This window comes from Streptomyces sp. NPDC042201 (assembly GCF_055582185.1).
The window spans coordinates 336,301-350,270 of the sequence record NZ_JBVJDS010000001.1 but is presented as its reverse complement, the minus strand read 5'-3'; the positions used below and the strand labels follow the sequence as shown (position 1 = coordinate 350,270).

Annotated in this window: 12 protein-coding genes and 1 tRNA gene; 8 read left to right on the top strand and 5 right to left on the bottom strand. The window is 68.7% G+C overall.

The features are described from left to right. Positions 1 to 15 precede the first annotated feature (15 nt). The 3 genes from ACZ6MZ_RS01520 to ACZ6MZ_RS01510 form a co-directional block, all read right to left on the bottom strand. The gene (locus ACZ6MZ_RS01520) at positions 16 to 909 is read right to left on the bottom strand and encodes a J domain-containing protein (protein ID WP_389782692.1); all 894 of its coding nucleotides are present in this window, start codon (positions 907 to 909) and stop codon (positions 16 to 18) included. A gap of 49 nt (positions 910 to 958) precedes the next feature. Continuing rightward, entirely contained in the window at positions 959 to 2,428 is a 1,470-nt protein-coding gene (locus tag ACZ6MZ_RS01515) for a DUF2252 domain-containing protein (protein ID WP_469349103.1), read from the bottom strand. A 148-nt stretch (positions 2,429 to 2,576) separates the two neighbouring features. Further along, a complete protein-coding gene (locus ACZ6MZ_RS01510) occupies positions 2,577 to 2,927 on the bottom strand; it encodes a winged helix-turn-helix transcriptional regulator (protein ID WP_469349101.1) in 351 nt (116 codons plus the stop codon). 150 nt (positions 2,928 to 3,077) lie between these two features. Between ACZ6MZ_RS01510 and ACZ6MZ_RS01505 the strand changes: the two genes are divergently transcribed. Beyond that, entirely contained in the window at positions 3,078 to 3,692 is a 615-nt protein-coding gene (locus ACZ6MZ_RS01505; RefSeq protein WP_469349099.1) for an FMN-dependent NADH-azoreductase, read from the top strand. Between the two features lie 171 nt (positions 3,693 to 3,863). On the opposite strand, the gene ACZ6MZ_RS01500 is transcribed toward ACZ6MZ_RS01505, so the two are convergent. Then, positions 3,864 to 3,947 (bottom strand) — tRNA-Leu (locus ACZ6MZ_RS01500). Between the two features lie 314 nt (positions 3,948 to 4,261). Between ACZ6MZ_RS01500 and ACZ6MZ_RS01495 the strand changes: the two genes are divergently transcribed. The 7 genes from ACZ6MZ_RS01495 (at position 4,262) to ACZ6MZ_RS01465 (ending at position 13,149) form a co-directional block, all read left to right on the top strand. Continuing rightward, on the top strand, positions 4,262 to 5,107 hold the full coding sequence (locus ACZ6MZ_RS01495) for an FhaA domain-containing protein (RefSeq protein ID WP_469349097.1): 846 nt from the start codon (positions 4,262 to 4,264) through the stop codon (positions 5,105 to 5,107). Between the two features lie 10 nt (positions 5,108 to 5,117). After that, the gene (locus ACZ6MZ_RS01490) at positions 5,118 to 5,630 is read left to right on the top strand and encodes an FHA domain-containing protein FhaB/FipA (protein WP_384328831.1); all 513 of its coding nucleotides are present in this window, start codon (positions 5,118 to 5,120) and stop codon (positions 5,628 to 5,630) included. A 129-nt stretch (positions 5,631 to 5,759) separates the two neighbouring features. Beyond that, positions 5,760 to 7,268, top strand: coding sequence for a PP2C family protein-serine/threonine phosphatase (locus ACZ6MZ_RS01485; protein WP_384178404.1), 1,509 nt, complete (start codon positions 5,760 to 5,762; stop codon positions 7,266 to 7,268). Positions 7,269 to 7,294: 26 nt separating this feature from the next. Further along, complete coding sequence (locus ACZ6MZ_RS01480; protein ID WP_389782701.1) at positions 7,295 to 8,707, top strand: FtsW/RodA/SpoVE family cell cycle protein; 1,413 nt, start codon at positions 7,295 to 7,297, stop codon at positions 8,705 to 8,707. Beyond that, positions 8,704 to 10,170 (top strand): peptidoglycan D,D-transpeptidase FtsI family protein, encoded by a 1,467-nt coding sequence (locus tag ACZ6MZ_RS01475; protein WP_389940668.1) that lies wholly within the window; start codon positions 8,704 to 8,706, stop codon positions 10,168 to 10,170. Before ACZ6MZ_RS01480 ends, ACZ6MZ_RS01475 begins: the two co-directional genes overlap by 4 nt. Positions 10,171 to 10,338: 168 nt before the next feature. Continuing rightward, positions 10,339 to 12,357: a Stk1 family PASTA domain-containing Ser/Thr kinase gene (gene pknB, locus ACZ6MZ_RS01470; RefSeq protein WP_469349094.1), complete on the top strand. Its 2,019-nt coding sequence runs from the start codon at positions 10,339 to 10,341 to the stop codon at positions 12,355 to 12,357. 156 nt (positions 12,358 to 12,513) lie between these two features. Further along, positions 12,514 to 13,149: a restriction endonuclease gene (locus tag ACZ6MZ_RS01465; RefSeq protein WP_469349092.1), complete on the top strand. Its 636-nt coding sequence runs from the start codon at positions 12,514 to 12,516 to the stop codon at positions 13,147 to 13,149. Positions 13,150 to 13,185: 36 nt separating this feature from the next. On the opposite strand, the gene ACZ6MZ_RS01460 is transcribed toward ACZ6MZ_RS01465, so the two are convergent. Then, on the bottom strand, positions 13,186 to 13,944 hold the full coding sequence (locus tag ACZ6MZ_RS01460) for a class E sortase (RefSeq protein WP_384178389.1): 759 nt from the start codon (positions 13,942 to 13,944) through the stop codon (positions 13,186 to 13,188). Positions 13,945 to 13,970: the final 26 nt, after the last annotated feature.

The window sequence follows — 13,970 nt, the reverse complement described above, 5'->3', positions numbered from 1 at the left end:
TGGACTCCGGAAAACCTACTGCACCAGCTTGGCCAGTTCCGTCTCACGCTCGGAGACCTCGGCGAGCAGCTGCTCGGCGATCTCCTCCAGCAGCCGGTCCGGGTCCTCGGGCGCCATCCTGAGCATCGCGCCGATCGCGCTCTCCTCCAGCTCCTGCGCGACCACCGCCAGCATTTCCTTGCGCTGCGACAGCCACTCCAGGCGGGCGTAGAGCTCCTCGCTCTCGCTCAGCCGGGGCGCCTGCGGCGCGGGCCCGGCCGCCCACTCCTCCACCAGCTCCCGCAGCAGCGGCTCGTCCCCGCGCCCGTACGCGGCATTGACCCGCGTGAGGAACTCCTCACGCCGCGCCCGCTCCTTGTCGTCCCGCGCCAGATCCGGATGCGCCTTGCGCACCAGATCGCGGTAGAGCTTGCGGGCCTCGTCACTCGGCCGCACCCGCTTCGGCGGCCGGACCGGCCGATCGGTCAGCATCGCCGCCGCCTCCGGCGACAGACCCTCGGAGTCGAGCCAGTCGTGGAAGAGCTCCTCCACCCCCGGCATCGGCTGCACCAGCGCGCGGGCCTCGCGCGCCTTGCGCAGATCCTCGGCGTCGCCGGTGCGCGCCGCCCGGGCCTCGGCGATCATCGCGTCCAGCTCGTCCAGCCGGGAGTACATCGGGCCGAGCCGCTGGTGGTGCAGCCGGGAGAAGTTCTCCACCTCGATCCGGAAGGTCTCCAGCGCGATCTCGAACTCGATCAGCGCCTGCTCAGCGGCGCGCACGGCCTTGTCCAGCCGCGCCTCGGGCCGCAGCGCGTCCGCCGCCTCACCCCCGCCCGACGCCACCGTGGCTTCCGTCGCATCAGGCACGTCTCGTACGTCCTGCTCGTCGTCGTTACGGATCGTCGGCTCCCCGGGGGCGTCGTGCATCACCCGTCCAGCGTACGGGTGATACCGGCGGCCTCCGCCCCGGCCCGGGCCGTCACACCCCGAGCTCGGCCGCTATCCGCCCGCTCCTGACGGCCGCCACCAGCGCGGCGTGGTCCGCCTCCGTACGGTCCGCGTACGCCACGGCGAAGGCCGCCACGGCCACATCCAGCTCCTCGTTCTTGCCGCAGTATCCGGCGATCAGGCGCGGGTCCACGCTGTGCGCGTGGGCCCTGGCCAGCAGCGCGGCGGTCATCCGGCCGTAGTCGTCGATCTGGTCGGCCGGCAGCGCCGCCGGATCCACGCTCCCCTTGCGGTTCCTGAACTGACGCACCTGGTACGGCCTGCCCCGGACCGTCGTCCAGCCCAGCAGGTTGTCGCTCACCACCTGCATCCGCTTCTGCCCGAGCACCACACGGCGCCCCTCGTGCACCACGGCGGGCTCCTCGAAGCCGACGGCCGGCAGATGGGGCAGCAGGGCGGAGGCCCGTGCCTCCTTCACCTGCAGCACCAGCGCCTCGCCCCGGTGATCGAGCAGCAGCACCACATACGAGCGCGTCCCGACGCTGCCGGTGCCGACCACCCGGAACGCCACATCGTGGACCGCGTACCGCGCGAGCAGCGGCAGCCGGTCCTCCGAGAGCGTGCTCAGATACTCCTCGAGCGAGGCGGCCACCGCCGCCGCCTCCTCGTCGGGCACCCGCCGCAGAACGGGCGGCGCGTCGACGAAGCGCCGCTGCGCGGCTCCCCCGCCGGCCCCGCCCTCCTCGGACACCGCCTCGGTCGACCTGGCCGCGAACCGCGCGCTCGTGTTGTTTCGGGCCTTCTCCGAGACGCGCTCCAGCGTGCCGGCCAGATCGCGGGCGTCCGCGTGCGAGACGAGCTCCTCGTCGGCAATCGCGTTCCACGCGTCGAGCGCGGGAAGCTTCGCCAGCAGCCGCATCGTGCGCCGGTAGGCGCCCACCGCGTCGCACGCCCCGCGCCGGCAGGTGTCCTCGTCCGCGCCCGCCTCACGGCCGGCCAGCACCAGCGAGGTGGCGAGCCGCTTGACGTCCCACTCCCAGGGGCCGACCACGGTCTCGTCGAAGTCGTTCAGATCGATGACGAGCCGGCCGCGCGCGTCCCCGTACAGGCCGAAGTTCGCCGCGTGGGCGTCCCCGCAGATCTGCGCGCCGACCCCGGTGACCGGGGTGCCCGTGAGGTCCTGGGCCATCAGCCCGGCAGCGCCGCGCAGAAAGGCGAAGGGGGTCGCGGCCATCCGGCCCACCCGGATCGGCGTCAGCTCGGGCACCCGGCCCCGGCTCGACTCCTCGACGGCCCGCACGGCGTCGGGCCGGCTCGCGGCGAGCACCAGCGAGTCGTGCGAGGAACGCGGCACCCGGGCCCGCAGTGCCTTCCCCAGCGCCTTGGGCGTCCGCCCCGGAGCGTCCATGGCCGCCCGCGGCGCGAAGCCCGGCACCGCCGGAACGCGCTCCGCTCCGGGATCCGTCCGCCGCCCTGCCCCCACCGACCCGACATCGCCCATGGCGTGCTGCCTCCCCCGTACTCGCCCGTACTCGCGCAACATCAACTGCCGACGACGGTACCGCCGGGCCCGGACAGCCGTCTCCCCCTGTGGACAACTGGACAACTGTGAACAACTGGACCACTGGACCACTGCGGATACGCCCTGGCTAGCAGCTGTCTTCCGGCGTCGCCCGCAGATGGGACTCGGCCCACAGGGACAGTTCCTTCAGCGCGGGCTCCATCGCCGTCCCGGCCGCCGTCAACCGGTACGCGACCCGCAGTGGCGGCCCCTCGTCGACCTCGCGGACGACCAGGCCCGCCGCCGCCAGCTCGGTCAGCCGGTCCGAGAGCATGCGCTCGCTGATGCCCGGGATCGCCCGCCGCAGCTCCGCGAAGTAGACCGCCCGTTCCATGAGTACGGAAATGATCAGGCCGGTCCACCGCTTGCCGAGCAGCTCGAAGACGCGCGTGATGCCGATGTCGACCTTCTTGCACACGTGCTCGCCGGGGTCCGCCATATCCACAGAGTACTGGTTTCCGAGGGAGGGATGAAAAAAAGTAAGCGACTATGTTATCTATAGGTACGAACGGAACTTCCGTCCATACGTCGTCCCGCGTCGTCCTACGTCGCCCCTACGCCGTCCCAGCGCCCCCTTATGGAGACCGTCATGGCCACGCTTCTGCACATCGACTCCGCCGTCTTCCCCGAAGGCTCCGCCTCACGCGACATCACCGCCGCGTTCGTCGAGTCCTGGCTGGAGCAGCACCCGGAGGGCAAGGTCGTCTACCGCGATCTCGCCGCCACCCCGCTGCCGCACCTCGACATCACCGCCGTCGTCGCCGGCCCGGAGAACGCGCTGCGCGCCGAACTCGCGGCCGAGCTGGCGGAGGCGGACGCCGTACTGATCGGCGCCCCGATGTACAACTTCACGATCCCGTCCACGCTGAAGGCATGGCTGGACCAGGTGATCATCGTCGGCCACAACGCGGGCCCCGACAGCACGGTGGGCGCCACCCCGTTCACGATCGTCGCCAGCCGCGGCGGTTCGTACGCCCCCGGCACCCCGCGCGAGGACTTCGAGTTCGTCCAGAACTACCTGGAGAAGGTGCTGACGGGCATGTTCGGCGCCACCGAGATCGACTTCATCGTTCCCGAGCTGACCCTGGCCCATTCCAGGCCGGAAATGGCCGAGTTCATCCCGCTCGCCGAGGCGTCCCGCACCAAGGCCCGCGAAGAGGCCACCCAGAAGGCCAAGGCCCTGGCCGCGCGCCTCGCCGCCTGAGCCTCACACACCCTCGCGAGCAGAGGCATATCTCCCCGCAGGCCCGGCCTCACGGGAGATATGTCTCACATCGCAGCGCTCCGGACAGCAGGGCACAATCAGGACACGATCCGGACGCGAAGACACAACGAAGAAGCCCCGTAGGTCGATGACCTACGGGGCTTCCATCTGTGCGCGAGGGGGGAGTTGAACCCCCACGCCCTTTCGGGCACTGGAACCTGAATCCAGCGCGTCTGCCTATTCCGCCACCCGCGCATTGGGTGTGCCGTTCGGTGCCTCACCTGCTGGTGTGTGCTCCTGGCGACATCGAGAAGATTAGCACGATGGGGAGGGTGGATTCACATCCGTTGTTTGGGCGACCCGACCGCGGAACAGGGAACGAACAACGGCCGCCCCCCACTCCTCCTGAGTGCACCCGGCGTGCGGGACACTGTCATGAGGCCGCCTCTACGATCCCTGTGAGAGGGGACACTCATCGACGGGGCAGACAAGGGGAACCAGCCGATTTCCCGACGCGTGGATACGATCAGTAAGCAGTACCAGGACGGCAACGACGGAGGAGGTGCCCCATGGGAGTCATGAAGCGTTTCGAGCAGCGTCTCGAAGGTCTGGTCAACGGCACCTTCGCGAAGGTGTTCAAGTCCGAGGTCCAGCCCGTCGAGATCGCGGGCGCCCTGCAGCGTGAATGCGACAACAACGCAACGATCTGGAACCGCGAGCGGACCGTCGTCCCCAATGACTTCATCGTGGAGCTGAGCACGCCCGACTACGAGCGCCTCAGCCCGTACTCCGGCCAACTCGGCGACGAACTGTCCGGGCTGGTCCGCGATTACGCGAAGCAGCAGCGCTACACGTTCATGGGCCCGATCAAGGTCCATCTGGAGAAGGCCGAGGACCTCGACACCGGTCTGTACCGGGTGCGCAGCCGCACCCTGGCGTCGAGTTCGTCACAGGCGCCCGAGCGCGGCCCTGTCTCCGCACCCGCTTCCCCCCGGGGCGGTGCCCCCGACGGATACGGCTACCCGCCCGCCGCGGTACCCCCCATGCCCGCCGCCCCGCCGCCCGGCGGCCACGGGCCCTCCGCGGGCCACACACCGCCCCCGGGCCACGGCGCCGGCCCGATGACACACGGCCAGGTACGCCGCTGGATCGAGATCAACGGCACCCGCCACCAGATCTCCCGTGCGACGCTGGTCATGGGGCGCAGCACCGACGCCGACGTCCGGATCGACGACCCCGGCGTATCGCGCCGCCACTGCGAGATCCGGACCGGAACGCCCTCGACGATCCAGGACCTCGGGTCCACCAACGGCATCGTGGTAGACGGACAGCACACCACCCGCGCTACGCTCCGCGACGGCTCGCGGATCGTCGTGGGCAATACCACCATCGTTTACAGGCAAGCCGAAGGGTGAAGCGGGGGCAATGTCAGAGCTGACCCTGACGGTCATGCGGCTAGGTTTTCTGGCCGTTCTGTGGCTGTTCGTGATCGTGGCCGTCCAGGTCATCCGCAGCGATCTGTTCGGAACACGCGTCACGCAGCGCGGCTCACGCCGCAGCGGCGAGGCCCGCCCGCAGCAGGCCCGCCAGAACGCGGCACCGCCCGCCCAGCGCCAGCAGCAGGGAAGCCGCCAGCGCCGCGGGGCACCCACCAAGCTGGTCGTCTCCGAGGGCACCCTCACCGGCACCACGGTGGCGCTCCAGGGACAGACCATCACCCTGGGCCGCGCGCACGATTCAACGATCGTGCTGGACGACGACTACGCGTCCAGCAGGCATGCCAGGATCTACCCGGACCGTGACGGCCAGTGGATCGTCGAGGATCTCGGGTCCACCAACGGCACGTATCTCGACCGGACCCGACTCACCACCCCGACACCGATTCCGCTGGGCTCTCCGATTCGCATCGGCAAGACCGTCATCGAGCTGCGGAAGTAGTACGACAATGAGCGAGCGGAGCGAGCGAGCCGCAGCGGTCCGGACAGCGGACCGGAGCAGGCTCCCGACGGGAGGGTGGGCAGTGTGGCTCGAGACCGGCTGTACCCCGAGCCGACGGGTGAGGTGCGCATGAGTCTGTCTCTGCGTTTCGCCGCCGGATCGCACAAGGGCATGATCCGGGAAGGAAACGAGGACTCCGGCTACGCCGGCCCCCGGCTGCTGGCCATCGCCGACGGCATGGGCGGCCAGGCCGCCGGTGAGGTCGCCTCCTCCGAGGTGATCTCCACCCTCGTGCAGCTCGACGACGACGTGCCGGGATCGGACATCCTCACCTCGCTCGGAACCACCGTCCAGCGCGCCAACGACCAACTGCGGCTGATGGTCGAGGAGGACCCCCAGCTGGAGGGCATGGGCACCACGCTCACCGCCCTTCTCTGGACCGGCCAGCGGCTCGGCCTCGTCCATGTCGGCGACTCCCGCGCCTACTTGCTGCGCGACGGCGTACTGAGCCAGATCACCCAGGACCACACCTGGGTGCAGCGGCTGGTCGACGAGGGCCGGATCACCGAGGAAGAAGCCACCACCCACCCGCAGCGCTCCCTGCTGATGCGCGCGCTGGGCAGCGGCGACCATGTCGAGCCCGACCTCTCGATCCGCGAAGTCCGCGTCGGCGACCGCTACTTGATCTGCTCGGACGGCCTCTCCGGCGTCGTCTCCCACCAGACGATGGAAGAGACGCTCGCCAGCTACCAGGGCCCGCAGGAGACCATCCAGGCGCTCATCCAGCTCGCCCTGCGCGGCGGCGGACCCGACAACATCACCTGCATCGTGGCCGACGTCCTGGACGTCGAGTCCAACGACACCCTCGCCGGGCAGCTCAACGACACCCCGGTCGTCGTCGGCGCGGTCGCCGAGAACCAGCTCCCGCTGAGCTCCGCCGAGAACGCCGCCGCGATGCAGACCCCCGCGGGCCGCGCGGCCGGCCTCGGCCGCGCCGTACCGCAGCAGAGCGCCGGCGGCTTCGGCCCGCCCGGCAGCGGCGGCGACGGCGGCTACGGCGGCATGCCCCCCGAGGGCGGCTTCGGGGCCTACAGCGACGAGGACTTCGTCAAGCCGCGCCCGGGCCGCAAGTGGCTCAAGAGGTCGTTCTACCTCGTCCTCGCGCTGGCCGTCGTCGGCGGCGGTCTGTACGGCGGCTACCGCTGGACCCAGACCCAGTACTACGTGGGCGCCAACGAGAAGCACGTCGCCCTCTACCGGGGCATCAGCCAGGATCTGGCCTGGGTCTCCCTCTCGAAGGTCGAGAAGGACCACCCCGAGATCGAACTCAAGTACCTCCCGCCCTACCAGCGCAAGCAGGTGGAGGCCACCATCGCCGAGGGCAGCCTGGGCAATGGACGCGACAAGATCGAGGAACTCGCCACCCAGGCATCGGCCTGCAAGAAGGACGAGCAGCGCCGCCTGGCCGACCGCGAGGCCAATGTGATCACCGGCGAGGGAGAGGCCGGCGGCACGACCGGTACGAACACCTCTACCGGGACCACCGACATCAAGCCGAAAGCAGCGACTCCCACTCCGGGCCCCAGCCTCTCCGAAGAGGAGCAGAAAGTGGCCTCGAACTGCGGTAAGCAGCAGTAGCCGGCCGTAGGGGGCCTTTCACCACCATGAGCGTTGTCACCAACACGACCACCATCGGCGCGATCGAAGCACCGAGCCGCCGCAACACCGAACTGGGCCTGCTCGCCTTCGCCGTCGTCATCCCGGTCTTCGCGTACCTGAACGTGGGGCTCGCCCTCGACGGCAAGGTACCCACGGGGATGCTGGGCTACGGGCTCGGCCTCGGCCTGCTCGCCGGCGTCGCCCACCTCGTGGTGCGCAAATTCGCCCCCTACGCCGATCCGCTGCTGCTTCCTCTGGCGACGCTGCTCAACGGCCTCGGGCTGGTGCTGATCTGGCGCCTCGACCAGTCCCGGCGGCTCATCCGGCTCGCCGAGACCGCCTACGGGGCCTTCAGTCCAGGCGCTCCGAAGCAACTCCTGTACTCGGCGATGGGCATCGCGCTCTTCGCCGCCGTACTGATGCTCCTCAAGGATCACCGCATCCTGCAGCGCTACACGTACATCTCCATGGCGCTGGCACTGGTCCTGCTCATCCTGCCGGTGTTCTTCCCTCCCCGGTTCGGCGCCAGGATCTGGATCACGGTCGCCGGATTCTCCATCCAGCCCGGTGAGTTCGCGAAGATCCTCATCGCGATCTTCTTCTCCGGTTACCTCATGGTGAAGCGGGACGCCCTGGCCCTCGCCAGCCGCCGCTTCATGGGGATGTATCTGCCACGCGGCCGTGACCTGGGCCCCATCCTCGCCATCTGGGCGATGTCGATCCTGATCCTGGTCTTCGAGACGGACCTCGGCACCTCGCTGCTCTTCTTCGGCCTCTTCGTGATCATGCTGTACGTGGCGACCGAGCGAACCAGCTGGATCTTCTTCGGCCTGCTGATGTCGGCCGCCGGAGCCGTCGGCGTCGCCTCCTTCGAGTCACACGTCCAGGCCCGCGTCAACGCCTGGAGCGATCCCTTCGCCTGTTACAAGACGGACGGAGCCTGCCAGCAGATCGGTGACGCCCTGCTGTCCTTCGGCTCGGGCGGCACCCTCGGCACCGGACTCGGCCAGGGCAACTCCGACCTGATCGGCTTCGCCGCCAACGCCGACTTCATCCTCTCGACCGTCGGAGAGGAGCTCGGTCTCGCCGGCACGATGGCGTTCCTGCTGCTCTACGCGCTGATCGTGGAGCGCGGCGTACGTACCGCCCTCGCCGCCCGCGACCCATTCGGCAAGCTGCTCGCCATCGGGCTCTCCGGCGCCTTCGCCATCCAGGTGTTCGTCGTCGCGGGCGGCGTCATGGGCCTCATCCCGCTGACCGGTATGACCATGCCGTTCGTCGCGGCGGGTGGCTCCTCGGTCCTCGCCAACTGGGCCCTGATCGGTGTCCTGATCCGTATCAGCGACACCGCGCGCCGGCCCGCGCCGGCCCCCGCCCCGTCACCCGACGCCGAGATGACCCAGGTGGTCCGACCGTGAACAAGCCCCTGCGCCGCATCGCGATCTTCTGCGGGCTCCTCATGCTCGCCCTGCTGATCCGGGACAACTGGCTCCAGTACGCCCGCGCCGAGGAGCTGAACTCGCACAAGTACAACCGCCGGGTGCTCATCGAGCGGTACAGCAGCGAGCGCGGCAACATCATCGTCGACGGCAAGCCCATCACCGGCTCGACCAAGACGGACGACACCGACTTCGCCTACAAGCGCACCTACACCGACGGCCCCATGTGGGCACCCGTCACCGGCTACGCCTCACAGGCCTTCGACGCCAACCAGATCGAGAAGCTCGAGGACGGCATCCTCACCGGTAACGACGACCGGCTCTTCTTCGACCGCACCATGGGGATGTTCACGGGCAAGGAGAAGAAGGGCGGCAACGTCGTCACCACCCTCAACGGCGCCGCCCAGAAGGCCGCCTTCGAGGGCCTCGGCGACAAGAAGGGCGCCGTCGCCGCCCTCGACCCGCAGACGGGCAAGATCCTCGCCCTGGCCTCCACCCCCAGCTACGACCCCTCTTCCTTCGCGGGAAACAGCGACAAGGACACGAAGGCCTGGGTCGCCCTCGACAAGAAGAACAACCCCGACGACCCGATGCTCAACCGGGCCCTGCGCCAGACCTACCCGCCCGGCTCCACCTTCAAGGTGGTCACCGCGGCCGCCGCCCTGGAGCACGGCAAGGTCACGGACGTCGACGCGCCCACCGAGTCCCCGCTTCCCTGGACCATGCCCGGCACCACGACGCCGCTGCCGAACGAAGGCAACATCCCCTGCGAGAACGCCACGCTCCGTGAAGCGCTGCGCGTCTCCTGCAACACCGTCTTCGGCAAGCTGGGCGCGGACCTCGGCAAGGACAAGATGCTGGAGACCGCGAAGAAGTTCGGCTTCAACCAGGAGCACTTCACCCCGGTCCGCGCCGACGCCTCCATCTTCCCCGAGAAGCTGGACCCCTCACAGACCGCGCTGTCCTCCATCGGCCAGTTCGACACCCGCACCACCCCCCTCCAGATGGCCATGGTCGCCGCCGCCATCGCCAATGACGGCAAGCTGATGAAGCCGTACATGATCGACCAGCTCGGAGCGCCCAACCTGGACGTGCTCAGCAGGACCGAGCCCGAGGAGCTGAGCCGGCCCCTCAGCCAGGAGAACGCGCAGATGCTGCAGAGCATGATGGAGACTGTCGTCAAGACAGGTACGGGTACCAGGGCGCAGATTCCGAACGTGACGGTCGGCGGCAAGACCGGCACCGCCCAGCACGGCGAGAACAACAGCAAGAACCCGTACGCGTGGTTCATCTCGTACGCCAAGACGGACAGCGGCTCCCCGGTCGCCGTCGCGGTGGTCGTCGAGGACAGCAACGCCAGCCGCGACGACATCTCCGGTGGCGGCCTCGCAGCCCCCATCGCCAAGGACGTGATGAAGGCGGTCATCGACAGCAAGAAGTGACGCCGGTCACGGCTCACGTCCATACCCGCACAATGCGATACCGGTCGTATATCAGGTCACCGCTACGGGCGGATCGGATACGGCGTGCCCGGTAGCGTAGGCGCGAACAGCACACCGCCGGACCACACACCGGTGCGGTCAGGACTGACGGAGAGGGCTGGAACAGTTATGGAAGAGCCGCGTCGCCTCGGCGGCCGGTACGAGCTGGGCTCGGTGCTCGGCCGTGGTGGCATGGCGGAGGTCTACCTCGCGCATGACACCCGGCTCGGTCGCACCGTCGCCGTGAAGACGCTGCGGGCCGATCTCGCCCGCGACCCGTCCTTCCAGGCCCGGTTCCGCCGAGAGGCCCAGTCGGCCGCCTCGCTCAACCACCCGGCGATCGTCGCGGTGTACGACACGGGCGAGGACTACCTCGACGGAGTCTCCCTCCCGTACATCGTGATGGAGCACGTCGACGGCTCGACCCTGCGTGAGCTGCTGCACTCCGGGCGCAGACTGCTGCCCGAGCGCACGCTGGAGATGACCGTCGGCATCCTCCAGGCACTGGAGTACTCGCACCGCGCCGGCATCGTCCACCGCGACATCAAGCCGGCCAACGTCATGCTGACGCGCACCGGCCAGGTCAAGGTCATGGACTTCGGCATCGCCCGCGCCATGGGCGACTCCGGCATGACGATGACCCAGACCTCCGCCGTCATCGGCACCGCCCAGTACCTCTCCCCCGAGCAGGCCAAGGGCGAGCAGGTCGACGCGCGCTCCGACCTCTACTCCACCGGTTGTCTGCTCTACGAGCTGCTGACGGTCCGGCCCCCCTTCATCGGGGACTCCCCGGTCGCCGTCGCCTATCAGCATGTACGGGAGGAGCCGCAGCCGCCCAGCGTCTACGACCCCGAGATCACGCCCGAGATGGACGCGATCGTGCTGAAGGCCCTCGTCAAGGATCCGGACTACCGCTACCAGTCCGCCGACGAGATGCGCGCCGACATCGAGGCCTGCCTCGACGGCCAGCCCGTCGCGGCCACCGCGGCCATGGGCGCGGTCGGCTACGGAGGCGGGTACGGGGGCGGCTACGGCGGCCACGACAACCAGCAGACGACGGCGCTGCACCAGAACGACCCGGCGGGCCAGACGTCCATGCTGCCGCCGGTGAACCCGGACGAGGGCGGCTACGGCGGCTACGACGACCGCCCGGGCCGGCGCCGGCAGCCGAAGAAGTCCAACACCTCGACGATATTGCTGGTGATCGCCGGCGTCCTGGTGCTGGTCGGCGCGATCCTGATCGGCAGATCGGTCTTCAGCTCCAACGAGGGCCCCACTCAGGTGACCGCCCCGCAGTTCGTCGGCAAAACGCTCGCCGAGGCCACGAAACTCGCGGGCAACGCGAGCGTGAAGGTCACCGAGTCCGGCTCGGAGCGCTGCGACGTCCCCAAGGGCTCCATCTGCAGCCAGGACCCCACCGAGGGCAGCAAGATGAACGAGGGCGACACCGTCCAGGTCGTCGTTTCCGAGGGCGCTCCCCAGATCAAGGTCCCCGACGTTACCGATAAAAAGGAACAAAAGGCGACAGAGATACTGGAGGACGACAAGTTCGTTGTCGATACCGTCCAGGAAGAGTCGGACGCGGAGCCCGGCACGGTGCTCAAGCAGAGCCCTGAGGGCGGCACTCAGGCCGAGAAGGGCACGACGGTCACGCTGACGATCGCGAAGAACACGCAGACCCCCGTTCCGCCCGTGGTCGGCCTGCCGTTCGAGAACGCCAAGAACCAGCTCGAAACGCTGAAGTTCACCGTCGCGAAGACCGACGTGGACAGCGACCAACCCGCGGGCACGGTCGTCAAGCAGAGCCCCGACCGTGATACCAAGGCCGACAGGGGCTCGCAGATCACCCTGGAAGTCTCCAAGGGCCCGCAGCAGCAGATGGCGGCCGTGCCGGATCTGCGCGGAAAGACGCTCGGCGAGGCCAAGCAGCTGCTCGCGCAGGCCGGCCTTTCCATCGGCACCATCCAGGGACCGGGCGACGACAACGCGCGGGTCTTCAACCAGGACCAGCAAGCGGGCCAGCAGGTGCCCACGAGCACGCCCGTCAATGTCAGCACCGTCGGCGGTGGCGGCCCGGGCAACAACGACGGCCAGAACGGCGGAGGCTTCTTCGGCGGCCCGTCGGGCGCCAGCTCCCGCAACGACTGACGCACAGCCCGTACCGAACGGCCCCGGCACTCTCCACGAGTGCCGGGGCCGTTTCGGTCGTGTCTTCATATGTCCCGACTCGTTGGGCCGGATGGGGTGGAGTGTTGGACTCCCTCCCAGGCCGGCCGGCCACTACGCGAGTAGAGGGACAGAACCATGATCAACGAAGCGATCCTGCTGGAGTCGAGGACACTGCGCGAAGGCGTCGCGGAGCGGACGGATGTCCTCGACCGGGTCAAGGCACTCTCGCTCCTGCCCGACGGCATGCATGTGACGACGGCGATGGTCGCCGTCTACTTCCAGGTAGGCATCGAGGCCGTCAAGTCCTTGGTGAAGGATCACCGGGAGGAGCTCGACTCCCACGGGTACCGCGTACTGACAGGTCCGGCACTGAGGTCCTTCAAGGACCTCAGTGGGATTCGGTCCCACTCGCCAAGCCTCGCGATCTTCTCCCGCCGCGCCGTCCTGAACGTCGCCATGCTGCTCCGCGACAGCGAAGTCGCACGTCAGGTGCGTACGTACCTCCTGGACATGGAGTACGTCGCCCGGACTCAACCTGTGGATAACTCTGTTCACAGCCCCCTCGCCGACCCCCTCACCGACCTGGACGACCGCATCGACCAGCGCATCACCCACATCCTCGGCAAGGCCGTCGTGCCGATGTTCAACGCCCTCATCGAAACGTCCGGAGACCACCGCAGGGAGCTGATCTCCCTGCGCGACGACGTCCAGCGGGTCAAGCGAAAGCTCTGCCTCCACCACGCACGCCTCCAACGCCTGGAGGAGTCCTGACGTGCCGAAATTCGTTGGCTCGGCCACGCTCGTCGCTCAGCGCAGCTCCGGCGGGAGCGTGCGGTTCTTGTCGACCTTTTCGGTACGCGTCAGCTCCGCCCATACGATGTAGCGATAGTCCGACGTATAGATCGGCGTGCACGTCGTCAGGGTGAGATAGCGGCCCGGCTTCTTCTTCCCCGACTCCTTCGGCACCGGCTTCAGCACGTCCACGTTGTACTTCGAGGTCTTCGGAAGCTCCTTGTAGACCTTGTAGATGTACCAGGTGTCGCGGGTCTCGAAGACGACCGGATCGCCCTTTTCGAGCTTGTGGATGTTGTGGAACTTCGCCCCGTGGCCGTCGCGGTGCGCGGCCAGCGTGAAGTTGCCCTCCTCGTCCCAGGGGAGCGCCGACTTGATCGGGTCCGTGTAGTAGCCGGCGATCCCGTCGTTCAGCGCCGCGGGATCGGTGCCCTTCTTGACCAGCACCTCGCCGTTCTTCATCGCCGGGACGTGCAGAAAGCCGATGCCGTCCTTCGAATCGAAGGACCGGGGCGTGCCGCCGGTGCCCTGTCGCGCCCAGCCGTGGCGTACGTCATCGCCCTGCTTGGCGGCCTCGCGGTCGGCCAGGACATTCGTCCACCACAGCGAGTACGCGACAAAAAGGCCCAGCACCACGCCCGCGGTGATGAGCAGCTCGCCGAAGACGCTGATCGCGGCCGCGATACGGCTCCGAGGCCGGCGGGCCGGAGCCGGGACCGGGTCCGACGGTGGCGGCGCGTCAGTCTGCTCGTCGTGTTCGGTCCTCGCTGCCACCGCACCCGTCCCCGTCCCTGTCGTGA